The organism is Clostridium sardiniense (assembly GCF_050584765.1).
GTDB lineage: Bacteria > Bacillota > Clostridia > Clostridiales > Clostridiaceae > Clostridium > Clostridium sardiniense_A.
In genome coordinates this window covers 366,112-385,714 of sequence record NZ_JBNOOR010000001.1, presented here as the reverse complement: position 1 = coordinate 385,714, position 19,603 = coordinate 366,112, and the positions used below count along the sequence as shown (strand labels likewise).

19 protein-coding genes are annotated in these 19,603 nt (G+C 29.6%); 4 read left to right on the top strand and 15 right to left on the bottom strand.

Annotation, left to right across the window (positions count from 1 at the left end; translation table 11 throughout):
• Positions 1–22 precede the first annotated feature (22 nt).
• Positions 23–2,182, bottom strand: coding sequence for a YhgE/Pip family protein (locus tag ACQPUW_RS01935; RefSeq protein WP_430835806.1), 2,160 nt, complete (start codon positions 2,180–2,182; stop codon positions 23–25).
• A 239-nt stretch (positions 2,183–2,421) separates the two neighbouring features.
• Between ACQPUW_RS01935 and yjeM the strand changes: the two genes are divergently transcribed.
• On the top strand, positions 2,422–3,921 hold the full coding sequence (gene yjeM, locus ACQPUW_RS01930; protein WP_430835805.1) for a glutamate/gamma-aminobutyrate family transporter YjeM: 1,500 nt from the start codon (positions 2,422–2,424) through the stop codon (positions 3,919–3,921).
• A 113-nt stretch (positions 3,922–4,034) separates the two neighbouring features.
• Here yjeM and ACQPUW_RS01925 read toward each other — a convergent pair whose 3' ends face one another.
• From ACQPUW_RS01925 to ACQPUW_RS01875, 11 genes are all read right to left on the bottom strand, one after another.
• Positions 4,035–4,463 carry an MOSC domain-containing protein gene (locus ACQPUW_RS01925; RefSeq protein WP_430835804.1) on the bottom strand — a complete coding sequence of 143 codons (429 nt, stop codon included), beginning with the start codon at positions 4,461–4,463 and terminating at the stop codon, positions 4,035–4,037.
• A 2-nt stretch (positions 4,464–4,465) separates the two neighbouring features.
• Positions 4,466–5,446 carry a GTP 3',8-cyclase MoaA gene (gene moaA / locus ACQPUW_RS01920; protein ID WP_430835803.1) on the bottom strand — a complete coding sequence of 327 codons (981 nt, stop codon included), beginning with the start codon at positions 5,444–5,446 and terminating at the stop codon, positions 4,466–4,468.
• A 9-nt stretch (positions 5,447–5,455) separates the two neighbouring features.
• Entirely contained in the window at positions 5,456–5,932 is a 477-nt protein-coding gene (gene moaC, locus ACQPUW_RS01915; RefSeq protein WP_430835802.1) for a cyclic pyranopterin monophosphate synthase MoaC, read from the bottom strand.
• A gap of 4 nt (positions 5,933–5,936) precedes the next feature.
• Entirely contained in the window at positions 5,937–6,956 is a 1,020-nt protein-coding gene (locus ACQPUW_RS01910; RefSeq protein WP_430835801.1) for a molybdopterin-binding protein, read from the bottom strand.
• Positions 6,957–6,969: 13 nt separating this feature from the next.
• Positions 6,970–7,626, bottom strand: coding sequence for a molybdate ABC transporter permease subunit (gene modB, locus ACQPUW_RS01905; protein WP_430835800.1), 657 nt, complete (start codon positions 7,624–7,626; stop codon positions 6,970–6,972).
• Between the two features lie 2 nt (positions 7,627–7,628).
• Complete coding sequence (gene modA / locus ACQPUW_RS01900) at positions 7,629–8,405, bottom strand: molybdate ABC transporter substrate-binding protein (RefSeq protein WP_430835799.1); 777 nt, start codon at positions 8,403–8,405, stop codon at positions 7,629–7,631.
• A complete protein-coding gene (locus ACQPUW_RS01895) occupies positions 8,390–8,881 on the bottom strand; it encodes a MogA/MoaB family molybdenum cofactor biosynthesis protein (protein ID WP_430835798.1) in 492 nt (163 codons plus the stop codon). Before ACQPUW_RS01895 ends, modA begins: the two co-directional genes overlap by 16 nt.
• Positions 8,882–8,883: 2 nt before the next feature.
• Positions 8,884–9,393: a molybdopterin-guanine dinucleotide biosynthesis protein B gene (mobB, locus tag ACQPUW_RS01890; protein WP_430837262.1), complete on the bottom strand. Its 510-nt coding sequence runs from the start codon at positions 9,391–9,393 to the stop codon at positions 8,884–8,886.
• 1 nt (position 9,394) lies between these two features.
• Complete coding sequence (locus tag ACQPUW_RS01885; RefSeq protein WP_430835797.1) at positions 9,395–9,970, bottom strand: molybdenum cofactor guanylyltransferase; 576 nt, start codon at positions 9,968–9,970, stop codon at positions 9,395–9,397.
• 2 nt (positions 9,971–9,972) lie between these two features.
• The gene (locus tag ACQPUW_RS01880; protein ID WP_430835796.1) at positions 9,973–11,169 is read right to left on the bottom strand and encodes a molybdopterin molybdotransferase MoeA; all 1,197 of its coding nucleotides are present in this window, start codon (positions 11,167–11,169) and stop codon (positions 9,973–9,975) included.
• 71 nt (positions 11,170–11,240) lie between these two features.
• Entirely contained in the window at positions 11,241–13,310 is a 2,070-nt protein-coding gene (locus ACQPUW_RS01875) for a molybdopterin oxidoreductase family protein (protein WP_430835795.1), read from the bottom strand.
• Between the two features lie 368 nt (positions 13,311–13,678).
• Here ACQPUW_RS01875 and ACQPUW_RS01870 point away from each other — a divergent pair, with 368 nt between their 5' ends.
• Complete coding sequence (locus tag ACQPUW_RS01870) at positions 13,679–14,644, top strand: TDT family transporter (RefSeq protein ID WP_204594758.1); 966 nt, start codon at positions 13,679–13,681, stop codon at positions 14,642–14,644.
• Between the two features lie 84 nt (positions 14,645–14,728).
• On the opposite strand, the gene ACQPUW_RS01865 is transcribed toward ACQPUW_RS01870, so the two are convergent.
• Together ACQPUW_RS01865 and rpsD are read right to left on the bottom strand one after the other, a co-directional pair.
• Complete coding sequence (locus ACQPUW_RS01865) at positions 14,729–15,448, bottom strand: Bax inhibitor-1/YccA family protein (protein WP_430835794.1); 720 nt, start codon at positions 15,446–15,448, stop codon at positions 14,729–14,731.
• A 245-nt stretch (positions 15,449–15,693) separates the two neighbouring features.
• A complete protein-coding gene (rpsD, locus tag ACQPUW_RS01860; RefSeq protein ID WP_430835793.1) occupies positions 15,694–16,287 on the bottom strand; it encodes a 30S ribosomal protein S4 in 594 nt (197 codons plus the stop codon).
• A gap of 390 nt (positions 16,288–16,677) precedes the next feature.
• On the opposite strand from rpsD, the gene ACQPUW_RS01855 reads away from it, so the two are divergent.
• A complete protein-coding gene (locus ACQPUW_RS01855; RefSeq protein ID WP_430835792.1) occupies positions 16,678–17,904 on the top strand; it encodes an FprA family A-type flavoprotein in 1,227 nt (408 codons plus the stop codon).
• A 46-nt stretch (positions 17,905–17,950) separates the two neighbouring features.
• Positions 17,951–18,112, top strand: coding sequence for a rubredoxin (rd, locus tag ACQPUW_RS01850; RefSeq protein ID WP_204594762.1), 162 nt, complete (start codon positions 17,951–17,953; stop codon positions 18,110–18,112).
• 133 nt (positions 18,113–18,245) lie between these two features.
• Here rd and ACQPUW_RS01845 read toward each other — a convergent pair whose 3' ends face one another.
• A complete protein-coding gene (locus ACQPUW_RS01845) occupies positions 18,246–19,448 on the bottom strand; it encodes a cation:proton antiporter (RefSeq protein ID WP_430835791.1) in 1,203 nt (400 codons plus the stop codon).
• Positions 19,449–19,603: the final 155 nt, after the last annotated feature.

Here is a 19,603-nt window from a genome sequence, read left to right as displayed (position 1 = left end):
TTCCTCCTAAAGAATAATCCTTCTATTCCGCTATTCCTGATTCTTCAAATTTATCTTCAAATTTCTTTACTTGTTTACATAACTTTTCCTTAAATAATATACCTATAATTAATGCTATTGCTGCAAATACAATTAGCATTACAATATCAAGTACTACGCTACTTATAAGAGGTCCAGCTATAGCTTCTCTAAAGCCTCCAAGTCCATAAGTAAATGGGAAAAATGGTTGCAATACTCTAAAGAATTTTGGATCAACTTCAATTGGATAAGTTCCTCCAGAACCTGCAATTTGAATTACCATAAGTATTATTGCAATTGCTTTACCTATATTTCCAAATAGTGATACTAATGTATAGATAATTGTACAGAATGATAAGGAACAAAGGACACCAAATAGTATAAATAACGGTGTATTTACAGTTTGAACTCCTAATAAGTACTTATCTCCTAATGCAATAATAAATCCTTGTATTGATCCAATTAATGCAAATGTAATATATTTTCCTAAATATTTTTGTCTTACAGTAAGACTTTCGCTTCCTTCAAATTCAGTTACATTTGTTGAAAGAAGTGATGTTAATATAAGACCTCCAACCCATGTTGCAAGTACAGAGTATATTGGCGCCATACCTGAACCATAGTTTGCAACCTTATATATTGACTCATCTTTAATATTAAATGGGTTTGATATATACTCGCCCATGACTTCTGGCTTACTTTGAAGTATTGATACAATATCAGCTAGATTATCATTGCTAACTTCTCCAAGCTTTTTGCTTAGTTCACTTATTCCACCTTTAAAGTACTCTAGTTTTTCTTTTAAATCATTTGCTGTATCTGCTGTTAAGCTTGTACCTTGTAGTGCTGATCCTATAAGTTTATCTATATTTGTTACCATTCCCTTTGAACTACCAAGTAGCTTATTTGCTTCTTCTGTTGCTTTAATATAATTATCACAAATTCCTGTAAGTGCCTTTTTAGTATTTGTATTATACTCATTTATAACTGAATTAGTTTTGTTATTCATTGAAGAATTTAAAGAGTTTAACTGACTTAATATATCACTATTTAACTTTCCAGTTGATTGAAGAGATTTATCTAAATCACCTAGCTTATCATTTTCATTACTTAATGATGACTTTAAATTGTTCAATGAAGAAATCATATCAGAAATTTTACTATTACTTGCTTTCTTATTTAATTCAGTTAAGAATTTTACGATATTATCAATACTACCATTCATGTAGCTGATTTCTTGCTTCATTATTGATATTGTTGTACTTACTCCTTCAGAAGTTCCAGATGATAATGCTTTATTTAAGCTTTCTAATAAAACACTCATTTTATTTCCTGAGGAATGTATTTGATTTAAATTAATATCTAAGCTATTAAAAGAATTATTCATTGTATTTTTTGTGTAAGTAGTTAATTCCTTTGACTCTTTAGTACTATCTTGAATTGTATCAATTCCACTTGTTATTTGTGGAAGAGTATCTTTTATACTGTTTAGGTAAGTATTTAAGTTTTTAGCATTATTACTTGTATCTCCTAATGCACTTAATATAAGGTCGATATTCTTATTTATATTAATTACAGCATTTTTAAGCTGAATTATTTCATCCTTATTCTTTTCAAGCTTATCTCCAACTTGATTAAGTGAAGAAAATACAGTCTTATTTACAGTTGAGACGAAATTAGATTTAATCTCATCAACTAACTGCCCTTCTGCAACTTCTGTAATCTTACCTGCAACTGGATTTGCCTTTGTATCAACCTTATATGTAATTTCTGGCTTCTTCGGGCTATCTGTTGTAAGACTTGTAAGATCCTTTGAGAAATCCTCTGGAATTTCTATAATCGCATAGTATGTACCATCTATAATACCTATATTAGCTTGCTTAGAATTAACAAATTTCCATCCTATTGATTTGTTATTTTTAAGTTCAGAAACTACTTCATCCCCCATGTTCATTTCCTTAGAACCTATGGTTGTCCCTTTATCGTTATTGACCACAGCTATTGGAACTGTACTTGTATTTTCGTAAGGATTCCAACAAGCTTCTATATTTACCCATGCATAAAGTGAAGGGATAACACATACTCCAGCTATTATTAGCATTGCAACTGGATTTTTAATAATTGCTCTCATATCTCTCTTAAATACAGAAAGAATATTTTTCATAATTCACCTCCAAATATTTTCATAATATTAATTTTATCAACTTTAAATGTATTAATATAAAATTTTCTGTTAAGTTTTTATGTCTTATTTTCTATCACATATAGTTATGTTGTATAAAATCTCAATATCTATATATAACTATTAATGAAATGTTTATATTTATTTAACTCATTTATAGCTTTAATGTGATAAAGTTAAATATTATATCTAAAACAACATTGACATTTAGGAGGAACACAATGAGCGAAAATCATCATAAAAAACTGACCCTTATATCATTAATACTAATGATATTCACCTCTGTATTTGGATTTACAAATATAGCTAGAGCCTACCTACTTATGGGTTATGGCGCAATACCATGGTACATATTATCAGCAATTACATTCTTTATTCCATATTCATTCATGATGGCTGAATACGGCGCTGCTTTTAAAAATGAAAAAGGTGGTATTTATTCATGGATGGATAAATCTGTAGGATCTAAGTATGCCTTTGTTGTAACATTTATGTGGTATACTTCATACATAATTTGGATGGTATCTACATCATCATCAATATGGGTTCCACTTTCTAATATGATATTTGGAGAAGATAAAACTTCTACTTGGTCTTTATTTGGATTAAGTGCTCCACATACTATGGCAGTTCTTGCAATAATATTATTTATTATAATTACAATCACTGCTTCAAAAGGATTAAGTGGAATTAAAAAAGTTACATCTATTGGTGGTACATTTATAGCACTTTCAAATATAGTTTTATTAATTGGTGCAATTATAGTACTTGTAGCAAATGATTTTAAATTAGCACAACCAATTACAGCCTCATCATTTGTTTCTTCACCAAATCCAGCCTATCAATCACCTATTGGTATTTTAGGATTTATGGTATTTGCAATCTTTGCATATGGTGGGCTTGAAGCTATTGGTGGATTAGTTGACCAAACTGAAAATCCAGAAAAAACTTTCCCTAAAGGAGTTAAGATAGCTGCTATAGTTATTGCAATTGGATATTCTCTTGGAATATTATGTGTTGGTTTCTTTACAAACTGGACTGTTACATTAGATAATACTACAGTTAATATGGCTAATGCAGGTTACGTTGTTATGCATAACTTAGGTTATACATTAGGTCTTGCATTAAACCTTGGTACATCTGGTGCAGCAGCTTTAGGCGCTTTCTTCTCAAGATTTATTGGACTATCAATGTTCTTAGCATTAATGGGAGCATTCTTCACATTAACATACTCTCCAATAAAACAACTTATTGAGGGTACACCTAAAGCAATATGGCCAAAATCATGGGTTAAGCTTGATAAAAACAATATGCCAAAGAACGCAATGTGGGTTCAATGCGTTGTAGTTGTAGCTATTATTTTAATCTCATCATTTGGTGGAGATACAGCTTCAACATTCTTAAATTATTTAATACTAATGAGTAATGTTGCTATGACAATTCCTTATGCATTTATTGCTTTTGCATTTATTTCATTTAAGAAAAAGGAAAATATACACAAACCATTTGTTATGTATAAGAGTCATACTTCAACAACAATTTGGACAATTATAGTAATAATAACTATTGCCTTTGCAAATATCTTTACTATAATAAAACCAGTATTAGACTCTGGAGATTATGTTGCAACAATATTCCAAATTGCAGGTCCAGTAGTATTTGGTACTATTGCATTAATTCTTTATGATAGATACGAAAAGAAATTAAAATTTAATAAGTAAGTTTAATCCCTTACTAAAAATCAAATATAAAAGAAGGCATATAATTACTTAAAATTATATGCCTTCTTATTATATTAACTATATTTCGTCTTACTATTTGTATTAACTATAGTTTATATTAGTTCTGCTTTATCGTTAACTTTAATAGTTCCACCTTTTAGAACTTTACTAAATACACCATGTATAGGCATTATACACTTTCCTACTCTATGGAATATTTCACATTCATTATGGCACTTCTTTCCTATCTGAGTTATTTCTAGGATAGCTTCTCCTATTTGAATCTTTTGTCCAATTGGAAGTTTATCAACTTCTATTCCATCTATTACGATATTTTCTCCAAAATCTCCAAACTTAACATTACCACCTTGTGCATTGAAGTCTTCAATTTTTTTAAGTTCTAATAAACTTACTTGCCTATGCCACTTTCCTGCATGGGCATCATCTTTTACTCCAAAATCTTCAATTAAAAGTGCCTCTTCCACATTATACTTTGCAGTTCCTTTTTTAGGACTTGTGCAAATTGCTGCTATCTTTGCCATAGCTATCCTCCTATTTCATTCATAAACTTTTCTTCTTTATTGTTATCTTGAACCTTGAATAAATACTTTTCTGGCTTATTATATATACCATCTTTAATTACATCTCTAATAGCTTCATCACTAATGCCACTATCTAAAAGTGTCTTTAAATTTATTCCACTTTTCCAATTTAAACATTGCTTAAGCATTCCATCTGTTGTAATTCTTATTCTATTACAATCACTGCAGAAACAATTGCTCATAGCACTTATGAATCCAACTCTACCTATTGCATTTTCGAGCTTTATATACTCAGCAGGTCCATCGTGTAAGTTTCTCTTTTCTTCTTTAAATTTTAGCCCTTTATCCTTTAAAAATTTAATTAATTCTTCGTTTGATAACCCAGTATACTTTTTACCTTCACCAATTGGCATAAGCTCTATAAATCTAACATCTATATTTTTATTTAATGTTAAGTTTACTAAATCAATTATTTCATCATCATTAGTTCCCTTAATTATAACTACATTTAGCTTAACTTTAATTCCTCTATCTAAGCACTTATCAATAGCTGATAGAACCTTATCTAATTTTCCACCTCTTGTTATATTAAAGTATTTATCTTTATCTAATGTATCTAAACTTATATTTACCTTCTTTAGTCCATTATCAATTAGCTCATTTGCTTTATCATCTAATAGTATTCCGTTTGTTGTAATTGCAATTTCTTCTATTCCATCTATAGAATTTATTCTTTTTATTAAGTCAACTATCCCTGGACATACAAGAGGTTCTCCCCCTGTAAGTCTTATCTTTCTAATACCAAGCTTTGATGCTTCCTTTGCAATTCTATAAATTTCTTCATTGGAAAGTCTCTTCTCCTCTTTGCAGAATACACTTCCCTTCTCTGGCATGCAATATACACATCTTAAATTACATTTATCAGTAATAGAAATCCTAAGATAGTCTACATTTCTTCCATATCTATCTTGTATTGTCCTCACCTCAAAACATTAATAATTAAATTCTCCACTCTTTCCACCAGTCTTTTTAACTAAGTGTATCCCGTCTATTTCCATTCTCTTGTCTACAGCCTTACACATATCATAAATAGTTAATGCAGCAACAGAAACTCCAGTTAAAGCTTCCATTTCAACGCCTGTCTTCTCAAAGATTTTTACTTTAGAATTAATTATAATCTCTGAATTATCTTCATCTATTTCAAAATCTATACTACATCCATTTATCATAAGTGGGTGACACATAGGAATTAAATCTGATGCTTTTTTAATTGCCATAATACCAGCAACTCTTGCTACTCCAAGAACATCACCTTTCCCTATCTCTCCATTTTTTATAAGGGCAATCGTCTCTTTACTTGTTTTAACTTTTCCTGTTGCTATTGCAACTCTCTCAGTTTTATTTTTTTCAGTTACATCTACCATAACTGCATTTCCTTCATTATCAAAGTGTGTAAATTTATCTTTCATAATATTATTCTCCTTTTCCAAAGGAACAATGAGGGAATGTGCAAACTTCACAGCTTAAGCATAATCCTCCATGTCCATATAGTGCAATATCTCTAAAGCTTAATTTTTCATCACTTAATATTCTAGGTAACACTAAATCAAATACTGTTCTCTTAGAATACATTACACATCCTGGAAGACCTAATATAGGAATATCTCCACTATATGCTAATAAAAGCATTGCTCCTGGAAGTACTGGTGCTCCATATGTTATAACTTCGGCTCCACATTCTTTTATTGCAGTTGGAGTTACATCATCAGGGTCTACAGACATACCCCCTGTGCATACTATCATTTCTGCACCTGAATCTATAGCCTTCTTAATTTCTTTAACTATTCCTTCTTTATCATCTGGAAGTATAACCTGATTTTCTAAAGTACAACCAAAATACTCTATCTTTCTCTTTACAGCAGGTCCAAATGCATCCTTTATTCTTCCATGATATACTTCACTTCCAGTAGTTATCATGTGTACCTTTTTAGGTTTGATATCTACAACTTTAATTATCTTTTCTTTTATTAATTTCTCTGCTTCTATTATCTTTTCTTCATCAATTACTAGAGGGATTACTCTTGTTGCACCAACAAGTTCACCTTTCTTTACAGGAGTATTATTTTGTATAGTTGAAACTATTATCTCTCCTAGCATATTTATTTCTAATAATTTCTCTTTATCTATCTTTAAAAGACCATCTTTTGAAGCCATAAAATTAATCTTACCTTCTTTTATTTCTCCAAATTCTAATCCTTCTCCACAAACTAAATCTTTTAATCTTATTGCTGCATCATTTTCATGAAGAACACCCTCTTTATTTTCCCAAACATAAATATGTTCTTTTCCTATTGATAATAATTCATTTATATCTTCTTCTTTTATTATATGACCTTTTTTAAAGGCTCTTCCTTTAAACTCTCCTGGTACTATCTTTGTAATATCATGACATAATACCATTCCTACAGCATCTTGTACTCTAACACTCTTCATATTTCCTCTCTCCTTAAGCTATTCTTTTAAGTATTCTGTTATATGATATTGTTAAAATTACAGAAATAATAACAATTATAATAAGTATTGTCTTTGCAGTTATTTCATCATTATTCTCTATAGCATAATACATAGCCATAGGAACTGTCTGAGTTTCTCCTGGAATATTTCCTGCAACTAATATAGTAGCACCAAATTCCCCAAAGACTCTTGCAATACTTAATATTAGCCCTGTAAGAATACCTTTCTTACATAATGGTAAACTAATCTTTTTAAATACTTGAATATTACTTGCTCCCATTTCTCTTGCTGCATTTTTTATATCCTCATTCACTCCCAAAAGTGGAGCCTTAATGCTCTGATACATTACAGGAAGAGAAACAATAACACCTGCAACTACTGCTGCAAACCATGTAAATATTATTGTCAAATCAAAATTATTAGAAAGGAACTCTCCAATAAATCCTCTTTTTCCTAAAACTATTAATATTAAATATCCTACGGCTGAAGGTGGAAGAAACATTGGAAAAATCATTATAGTTTCTATAAAACTCTTTCCTTTGATTTCTCTTTCCACTAAAAAATAAGCTCCTATTACTGATAACATTAGACTTATAATCACAGAAACTATTACTACTTTAAATGATATGACAAATGCACTTAACATCATTTCTATTCTACTCCGAATCCGTATTCCTTAAATATCTCTTTAGCCTTATCACCTTTTAAGAAATCAATAAACTTTTTGCTTTCATCTATATTCTTACTATCTTTTAAAAGACATAAAGAATACTCTATCATCTTATGATAATCATTTGGTATTTCATAAACTATCTTACTATCCTTTAGATTCATAGCATCTGTTTTATAAACAAATCCATAATCTACATCTCCACTTTCAACATAATTTACTACATTTGTAACGCTCTTTGCATAAATAAATTTATCTTTTAAAGAATCCCAAAGCTTTAGGTTATCTAAAGTTTGTTTAGTATATTGTCCTGCTGGAACTGTTGATACTTCTCCAACGCCAATTTTACCTTTTACATTCTTTAATTCATCTAAATTATCTATCTTCTTCTCATTATCTTTATTTCCTATTAACACTAAAGAATTTCTCAGGAAATTATAAGTCTCATCTTTTTTTACTAATCCTTCATCTACTAATTCATTAGCATACTTAGTGTTTGCTGAAAAGAATATATCAACATTTGCACCTTCAGTAATTTGCTTTTTAAGTGTTCCAGATCCACCACTATTATAATTAACCTTTATTCCAGATTCCTTTTGGAATTCATCTTTAATTTTATCCATTGGTTTTTGTAGACTTGCCGCTATACTTACAGTAATCTCTTTATTTTCACTTTCTTTTTTGCTTCCACAACCTACAAGTACTAATGAAAGGGTCATAGCCCCAATTAAAAAACCTGCTATTACTTTCTTGCGCATTCTGAAGCACTTCCTTTCATTATATCTAATCCATGTTTTAAATCATTTAATATGTAATCTAATATTTCCTCACAAGCTTTTGGGCTTCCTGGCATATTCACAATTAATGTTTTATTTCTAATACCAGCAGTTCCTCTAGATAACATTGCTCTTTTTGTTATTGTAAAACTATAATTTCTAATAGCTTCTGCTATTCCAAGAGCTTCCTTATGTATAACATCTTTAGTGGCCTCTGGCGTTATATCTCTCTCACTAAAGCCTGTCCCCCCTGTTGTAAGTACTAAATCTACCCCTATATCATCGCTCATATATTTCATCTCTTTTGCAAGTTCTTCTCTTTCATCCGGAAGAACTACATATCTTTTTGTTACAAATCCACACTTTTCAGTTATATTTTTTATAACTTCTCCGCTCTTATCTTCACGTTCTCCTCTTGACCCTTTATCACTACTGGTTATTATTCCTAGTGTATACATCTTTAACATCCCCTCTCTTTTCCATTATATTTCAAACTTTCCAAGCAGTCTACTAACATTTTGTAATCGTTAATATAGACTTCTTTTACTCCTTCTATATTTAATTTTGTATCTGTTGCTAAACATATTAATTTATCTCTTGGAGTAATTATTTTCTTACTAACTTCGCCTCTAAATATTTCAATCTTTTGAAGAGAACTCTTTTTATATCCTTCTACTATTACAAAATCCTTATCAGATACCATATTGATTAGTTCTTCAAGAGGAACCTCATTTTCTACCTCTTTTATCATTGCCATTCTATTTTTAGATGATATTATTACAGTTTCAGAACCTGCTTCTCTATGTCTATAAGTATCTTTTCCTTTTTTATCTATATCAAATCCATGGGCATCATGCTTTATTGTTCCTACTGAATATCCTCTACTTCTAAGTTCTTTTATCATACCTTCAATAACTGTTGTCTTCCCAACATTTGATACCTCACTAACAACATTTACTACAAATGCCATGTTACTCACTCTCTTTTCTAATTAGCTTATTGTACTCTTCCACAGTATTTATATTTGAAAAGTTATCCTCTTCATTCATATCTATATATCTAGTATTAATATTTTCTAATAAACTTTTAAGTCTGTAGTTATCTTTTTCAATCATTCTCTCTATAGTACCTAAAATACTTTTCTTATAAATGCCACAAAGAGGTTGTATACGACCATTAACTACTGGAATTAAAGCATCTTCTACAAAGTCATATTTCCCTAAATACTTTAAAATATCTCTACTTAAAAAGGGCATATCTCCTGCAACTATTAATACAGAAGAGAATTCAGCCTTCTTTAATGAAGAATAAATACCACCAAGTGGTCCTATCTCTTTAAAATCATCTAAAACTAATATAGCTCTATCTTTAAACTCTCTATATTTTTCTATATCATTACAAGATATTATTTTCTCTTCATAATCTGAAAGCGCATTTAATGTTCTTTCTATGAATCTAATTCCTTCAAATTCTAGAAAAGCCTTTGTTTTATAATTCATTCTTGTGTTTTTTCCACCTGATAATATTACTGCACTCTTTTTAATCATAATTATATTAATACCTTAACTTTGTCACCTTTCTTTAGAGATGTATTTGGTTTTACTTCAAGTATTGCGTTGCTATTTATCATAGTGTGTACTTGACCTGGTGTTTGGTATACATTATTTATATTAACTTCGTTATTATCATTTATATTAACTCTTAAAAATCTTCTCTTGTTTGATACCTTATTAAAATCATCCATTAATATAGCTGCTCTCTCTTTAAGTGCTATTTCATCTGAAGATAACATCTTACCTATGACTTCTCTACAAGTAAGTTCAAAGCTTGTTGCTGCTGCAACTGGTGTTCCTGATAATCCTATATATAACTTTCCATCTTTATGAGCTCCAAACATTGGAGAACCTGGCTTCATGTCTATCTTCCAAAATAAAATTTCATAACCTGCTTTCTCAGCACTTATTCTAACTCTATCTTTTTCTCCAACAGATACTCCCCCTGTAGAAATTATAATATCGCAATTTTCCTCAAGCTCCTCTATAGCATTAATTATTTCTAAGTCATCATCACATATAAGACTATAAACTATGCTCTCGCAACCAAGCTCCTGTAATCTACTCTTTAAGAAATATCCATTACTATTATAAATTTTCCCATACTTTAATTTTGCTCCTGGATTTTGAATCTCATCTCCAGTATTTAATATTCCAACAACTGGTCTTTTATAAACCTTGATTTTATCAAGACCAAGTGATGCTATACACATTATTTCTGATGATGTTATAAGTACATCTTTATTTAAAAGTTTTGTTCCAACCTTAAAATCTTCTCCTTTATAACAATAATTATCATATGGATTATGTTCTTTATATATTTTAACTATAGAATCTTTATCTTCTAAGGTATCTTCCTGCCTTATAATACAATCAGCTCCATTTGGTATTGGTGCTCCTGTCATTATTCTTATAGCTTCACCTTTTCCGAGTTTTTTTTGTGATACATGACCTGCATATATCTTATCTATAACTTTAAGTTCTATAGGATTCTCTTTAGATGCACCTTTAGTATCCTCTCCTCGCAGTGCATAACCATCTAGAGGTGAACGTGGAAAAGGTGGATTATCAATTTTAGAATATATATCTTCATAAAGTACTCTACCTAGTGAATCTTCAATACTCACTTCTTCATAATCCATTTTTTTTAATTTACTAAATAATAACTCTCTAGCTTCCTCTAGACTTATCATAATACACTCTCTCCTTAAAATTAATAATAATGCCCACTCCTTATGCAGAATGAGCATTAAATTTAATTATTCTATTTCTTTATATTAATTGTTACATACTTGTATGATGGTTCTCTTGAATAAGTATCAAAAGCTCCCTTTGTTAAAGTATTAATTTCAATATAGTGCATTGGGCCATAAGCTTGATCTTCCTTAAGTCCAGCATTTATCTTAGCTTTTACTTTAACTGCTTCTCCATTTGATGATGATACCTCAATCATATCTCCATCTTCTATACCATGAGCTTTAGCTATCTCTTCACTTATTTCTATATAAGCTTCTGCTGGTGTAGTCTTTGTAACTATTGGTATTTCTCTTGTTCTAGTTTGAGTATGCCATTGTCCTACAGTACCTCTCCCTGTATTTAGTATGTAAGGATATCTCTCTGTTTGTTTATCTTTATTTTCTCTTACATCTTCATACATAAATTTCATCTTACCATTTGGTCTGTAGTACTTTCCATCTTCAAAAAGTCTTCTTTCATCTTGCTCTAATTTATCACCTTTTTTAAATGGCCATTGAACTCCTCTGCTCTCTCTAATCATATCATATTCTACACCTGTTATATCACAAGGCATTCCTTCTGATGATTTTTTAAGAAGTTCAAATACATCCCTTGGAGTTTTCCAAAGTTCTAAGTCTTCTTCTCTTCCAAGTGCCTTACCTATTCCAGTTAATATTTCAAAATCAGTAAGTTCATTTTCACCCTTTTCAATTAGTGGTACTAATGCAGACATTCTACGTTCTGTATTTATATAAGTACCATTTTTCTTTATTCCAGGTATTGCTGGTAAGAATAAATCACAAAGCTTTGCAGTATCTGTATCACTATATAAATCTTGAACTACTAAGAAATCAATCTTTTCTGCCGCTTCTTTAAATTTATTATTATCAATCCATGAATCTGCTGGATTAGTTGAAACTACCCAAAGTGCCTTCATAGTTCCATCTAATGCACCTTGTATTATTTCAGGATATGCCATTGTTGGCTTAGTTGGGATATATTCATCCTTTATTCCCATAACCTTAGTTATAAACTTTCTATCTTCTTCACTTGCATAATCTCTTCCACCATAAAGACATGCAGTATTACTGTATAGCCTTGATCCCATAGCATTACATTGACCTGTAATTGAATTTGGACCTGTTCCTTCTCTTCCTATATTTCCAGTCATTACAGCAATATTTATTATTGCTTGCGCTGTTCTAACTGCTTCATATCCTTGATTAACTCCCATAGTCCACCATAATGAAACTTTTTCTCCATTATGTATAGTTTCAGCTAATCTTTCTGTTTCTTCTATTGTTATTCCTGTATTTTCAAAAACATTTTCTAACTTATACTTACTAACATGTTCTTTGAATCCATCAAAGTCTTCAGTATATTTTTCAATGTATTCTTCATCAATATATCCTTTTTCTATAAGAACATTTGCTAATGTATAAAGGAATTGTAAATCCGCCTTTGGCTTTATTCCATACCATTCATCTGCAAATTTTGCAGTTTCTGATTTTCTAGGATCTATAACTATCTTTTTAGCAGCCTTATTTTTTCTTATTCTTCCCCATAATACTGGATGCGCTACAGCTGGATTTGATCCTATAAAGATCATTGTATCAGAAAGTTCTAAATCATTTAAAGTATATGGTGGTGCATCAAATCCAAAGCTTTGTTTATATGCTACAACAGATGTTGCCATACAAAGTCTTGTATTACCATCTCCATGCATTCCCATAAAGCCTCTTCCAACTAATCCAAGTAGAGCCATCTCCTCCATTGGTAATTGTCCTGTACTTATAAATGCTGCACTTTCTTTCCCATACTTTTCTTGTATTTCTGTCATTCTCTCTGCAAAAACCTTAAATGCTTCATCCCATGATATTTCATGCATTTTACCATCTTTACCTCTAAGTAGAGGTAATCTTTGCTTACCATATTCAGTACATTGCTTATCTAAATTTAAACCCTTAATACAAGCAGTACCTGCATTTACTGGGTAATCTTTATCGCCTAATATTTTTATTATCTTTCCATCTTCCACACTAAACTCTAAATTACATCCCGTAGAACAATAATTACACACAGATTGTTTAACTTCCATTAACAATTCATCTCCTTAATTTAAACGCCATATTTAGTTATAATTTTAACAGTATCTATTTTTAATAAATGTGATAATCATCACAAATTATATTTTGTTCACAGTTTGTTTACATTTTTTCGTGATAAATATCACATTTTTCTTTTTGCTAATTCTTTATTATCATAGTATATTATTAATAACATTTACTATGGAAAGAGAGGGATTTCTTTGAAAAAAAAGAATTCACAAGAGTTAAAAGCTACTCCATTAGTTAAAGGTCTTGCCTTACTTGGTTTTTGCTTTTCTTTGTTAATAATTTATCTAATTCAAGTTTTATAATACATTAATACTAAATGTATATTAAGAAATAATTTCGAGGTGATTTTTTGAACAATAATAGTATTTCCAAAATAGAGCTAAAGGAATATCCTATAGCCTTTATCGGTACATGTCTTGGTGCCGTAACTCTTACTAATCTATATGATAATTTTGAATTTACAGCAGTCAGATCAATCTTTATATTTATAGGATGTTTAGCTCTAATATTTGCTGCTTATAAAGTATTAAGACATCCTGATGTTGTATGGAATGAAATGAATAATACAATTTTAATGGCATTATATCCAACTTCAACAATGCTTCTAATGAACATAGGTGTATATTTCCTTAAATTTAATTATGCACTTGGAAAAGGATTATGGTTTTTCGGACTAATATTAAATGTTATATTTGTTTTATTCTTCCTAGTAAGACACGTTATAATTGGATTTAACATGAAATTTGTGCTTCCATGTTGGTATGCACTTTTAGTTGGTGTTTCTGTTTCTTGTACTACTAGTCCTCAGATGCATGAAACAGCATTAGTTAAGCCAATATTTTATTTTGTAGTTATAGCATTTTTAACATTCTTACCTGTAGTTATATATAGACTTTGTACTTTAGAAGTACCAGATGAACATTATCCATTAATTGCGATTTTTGCAGCACCTGCAAGTCTTTGTACTATAAGCTATATAACATTATTTAAGGATGCTAATATATACATAGTAATGTTCTTCTTTGCATTAACACTACTTACAACTTTATTTGTTTATATTAATTTTCCTAAATTCTTTTCATTAAGATTTAATCCAACATTTGCAGCCCTTACTTTCCCACTTGCTGTTTCATTTGCAGCATCATTTAAAGTAAAGGGATACTTAGCAAGTCTTGGATATACTACAGCATCAAGAATTGTAACTGAAATAGCTGGTATTGAATTCTTTATTGCAACTGCAGTTATAGGATTTGTATTCTATAAGTTTGTATTTACTTTCTTATTTAACATACCAGCAAGGAAATTTACTAAATAATTTTTATTATTTCCTAAAATATCAATAAAAATTATTATAAAAAAGCTACCACAAATTTTGTGGTAGCTTTTTACTTATTATAAATTAATCATTGCTTGAGAATATCTTCGCTAGTAATTGTAAGATCTCCATGTATAACCAAATTAATGTTACCATTAATCCAAATGCTCCATACCATTCCATATATTTTGGTGCTCCATATTGAACCCCTCTTAATATAAAGTCATAGTCTTGCATTAAGCTCATTGTAGCAATAATTACAACAGCTAAACTAAATATAATACCTATTGGACCATTACTGTATATTGGTAATGATATACCAAACCACATAAGTACGCTTCCAATTAATGATGTAACTAATATTGTTATTAATGCTATCATTACACCTTTTCTAGTTCTTTCTGCTATGCTAGGTTTCTTGCCATATATCGCAACAGTTACTACAACTGCAACAATTGTAAGCATAATTGCTGGTAATACTATCCCTGGAAATCTTGCATTAAATAATTGTGATATACTTCCTAAAAGTAATCCTTCAAAAGCTGCGTAAATTACAGCTGTAAACTGTGATGCCTTTGGTGAAAAGCTTGTTATCATAGCCACTATAAATGTTCCTATAGCAACTGCTCCCATTATTCCAGCGCTATAAGGTACATAAAACCAACTATATACAAATGATACTGCAACTATTGCAAGTAAAATTAATATCTTTGTTATTGTTCCTCCAATAGTCATTGTAGTTCCATCTGCAACTGCGCTCTTAAATCCCTTTTCTAATGCTGGATTAGTTTCTCCTATATTCATATGAACATCTCCCTTCAACTTAATTCTTTCATTTTGTAATTTTATTATACATTGCAATTGTGTCAATTTATTGTATATTTTCATTTTTATAATAATATTTATACTTTTTTATTATTTATTTGCTTTTTTATTGTTCTTTTATATTTTTATTATTTTTTTATAAAAAATAAGTATTAGGTTCCTGCACGAACCTAATACTTATCTTATGGCAAAATATACTGTATTTATATATGAAGGCTTTTTTATTATTTAGAGTAGAATTCGACTATTAATTGTTCATCTATTTCTATCGGTAACTCATTTCTCTCTGGTTCTCTTACATAAGTTCCAATAAAGTTATCCACATCTTTTTCTATGTATGGTAAGCTATTTAATTCATTTTCTTTAAATGTGTTAGTGAAAAGTTCTACTTTACGTGATTTTTCTCTAAGCATCACTTTATCTCCTGGCTTAAGCTTATATGAAGGAATATCTACTTTCTCTCCATTAACTAGAAAATGCCCATGATTAACCATTTGTCTACTAGCTCTAATTGAGCTTGCAAATCCCATTCTGTAAACCATATTATCAAGTCTTGATTCAAGTCTTAATAATAAAGCTTCACCTGGTTGTCTTTTTGATTTAAAGGCATCTTTTACGTATCTTGAAAATTGCTTTTCTAATACTCCATAGTAAGCTCTTAATCTTTGTTTTTCTAATAGTCTTACACCATAGTCAGATAATTTTTTATCTGCTCTACTTGTACCTCTAGCGGCACGCTTCATTGCATTAGGATGACCTATAACATTAAGTCCTAATCTTCTACACATCTTAAAGCGTGGTCCTCTCATTTTAGCCATCTATTTACCTCCTATAAAAATACTTTATAAAGACATAATAACATATTTATCTTCTTATTGAAAATGATTATCATTATTAAAATATCTTGTTTTTTGTATTTATCTTCGTTTTTCTATATTTTACTCACTTTTATATAGCTTTACATGTTATATAAAGTATTTAACTTATATATTAAAGATTTCTCTTTATAAATTTAATAGAATTTGTATCAAGATTTATCCTCAGTAATATATTAGTAAGTGTTAGGATAAAGATTTATTTCTACTAATTATTAATTTTATTCACTCATTATTAAATCTTTTTGTAACTGTAATCACATTTTTATTTTTCCATATGTGGTAACATTATCTTGTACAAAAGATTTGAACTTTATGAGGAGGGCGAAATTAATGATAAAGACCGCAAAGCTAAATGAGAATTCTTATTGTGTTGGAAAAATAGATGATAGAGATGTTCCATTTCATAGACTTATTTTAAACAAAGGAACTACTTATAATAGTTACTTATTAAAAACTGAAAAACCAACAATTATTGATACTGTTGATATGATGTTTGGTAAATCTTATATAGATAATCTTTCAGAACTAATAAATTTAGAAGATATTAAGTATATCGTTATTAATCATACTGAACCAGATCATTCTGGTGCATTAGGCTCACTTGCAATGAGAGCTAAAGATGCTACTATAGTTTGTACAGAACCTGCTGTATATGAACTTAAAGAAATGTATAGATTACAAAATAGAAATTTCTTAGTTGTGAAAGATGGAGATAAATTAGATATTGGTGGCAAAACATTACTATTTAAAATAACACCTTATCTTCATACTAAAGAAACAATGGTTACTTACTGTATAGAAGATAAAACATTATTCTCATGCGATATATTTAGTACACATGTTGCAGTTAAAGATTATTTTAATGATACATGTGGATTTGATATAACAGAAGATTTCATTTCATATTACAATGCAATTATGAAACCTCATAGATCTTATGTAAGAATAATGCTTAATTCTATAAAAGATTTAGATATAAAAATGATTTGTCCATCTCATGGTTTTATAATCAGAAAAGATGTAGATAGATTCATTAAGATATATGATGATTTAAGCCAAACTAAAAATAATAATAAAAAGGTAGTTATTGTATATACTACTATTAAACAAAATACTAAAAAGGTAGCTGAAATGTTTAGAGACTTAATCTCAAATAATAATATAGAAGTTTTATTATTTAATGCTGATAAAGATTCATCAGATGAAATAATAAAAGCTATAGAGAGTTCTGATTGTACTTTATTTGGTACTTCAACAAGATATGGAGACATGGTTGGAAACATGGAAGTATTACTTAAATTACTTGAAAATAAAGATTTAAAAGGAATTCTTGCTGGAGCCTTTGGTTCATTTGGTTGGAGTGGTGAAGGTATTGAATTAATACAAGAGTATTTAAATAAGACTAATATGAATGTATTAAATACTTCAAGTATAATCAAATCTACTGGTATGAATGATGTTGAATTCCCAGTTAGAATAAGATTCTCAATAGGTGATGAAGAAGCAGATAAAATCAGAAGAGCTGCTTACTACATTATAGATTTATTATTAAGCTAAATAAAAAATTTATTATATAAAATAAACAATATTAGGAGGAATTATTATGCAAAAATATATTTGTGACGTATGTGGTTATATTTACGATCCAGCTGTAGGAGATCCAGACAATGGAGTAAATCCTGGAACTAGCTTCCAAGATGTACCTGAAGATTGGGTTTGCCCACTATGTGGAGTTGGTAAAGATCAATTCTCAGAAACAGAATAATTTAATTAGACATTTCTTAAATTTCTTGTAATAAGATAAATAAAAGGAAGTATTCATTATATGAATGCTTCCTTTTATTGTTTTAATTATATTATTTAAATTTTATTGTTTTAATGCTATTACTTTAATCTTATTATTTTGCATATGCTACTTTAATTTGCTGTTGTCTTTTAAATACTACTTTTAAAAGTATCGGTGTTATTATGGTTGTAATTACAACTACTATTATTATGGGTGCTAAAAATGCTGGATTCATAAGCCCAACTGCTATACCTTTATTTGCAACTATTAAAGCGACCTCGCCTCTGGATATCATACCTATCCCCACTTGAAGTGATTCTTCCTTATCATATCCACATATTCTTGCTCCTAATCCACAACCAACTATCTTACTTATTAGAGCTACTAACAATAATACTAAAGTAAATAATAATATTGCAGCAGACATCCCTGAAAGTTCAACCTTTATACCAATACTTGCAAAGAATATTGGTGATAATAACATATATGATAATGTCTCAAATCTAGCATTTATATATTTTGTTCTCTCTGTATTTGATATTATAAGTCCAGCTATAAATGCACCTGTAATATCTGCTACACCAAATATTTCTTCTGCTGCAAATGATAGTAATAAGCAAAAAACAAAAGATACAATTACGAATCTTCTCATATCTTTATGATATCTTTCCATCCATTTGCTAAATAATATATAAAATAAATATCCGATAGCTCCAGAGAAAATAAAGAATAATACTATTTTAAATAATACGATTCCTATTTGCACTGTTGAATCTGCCATACTAGTTATAATTGTCAGTGCAATAACTCCTAATATATCATCAATAAGAGCTGCTCCAAGTATAGTATTCCCTGCTCTTGTATTTAGCTTTCCAAGCTCCTTTAAAGTCTCAACTGTTATACTAACTGATGTGGCTGTAATTATTACCCCTATGAATATGTTTTGTAATAAAGCACTTGTACTAGCATGAGAAATTTCTCCTCTATTAAAAATATATGCTACTACAAATCCTCCAACTAATGGAATTAAAACACCTAATACAGCAACTAAAGCTGATGCCTTTCCTGTCTTTTTTAATTCATTTATATCTGTTTCAAGGCCTGCCGTAAACATTAATACTATTACACCTAGTGCTGCCATCTGTTGAATAAATTCAGTTTCATGAAGCACGTCCAACATAGCCGGTCCAAGTACTATACCTGCCATTAACGCTCCGACTACCTGTGGCATTTTAAACTTCTTCGTTATTAATCCTAATGCCTTTGTACTTAGCAGAATAACTGCTATATCAAATAAAAACCTATATGATAACATTCCCTATACCTTTATCCCTTTCCCTTCTTTTCCTAATGAAATTATAGGTTTAATTACCATATATTACAACGCCTTAATTCTTCACTATTTGTTCAAATTTGTGTAAATATTATTATTTTATGTAAATATTAGTCATTTACGTTCTTTTGCATGAT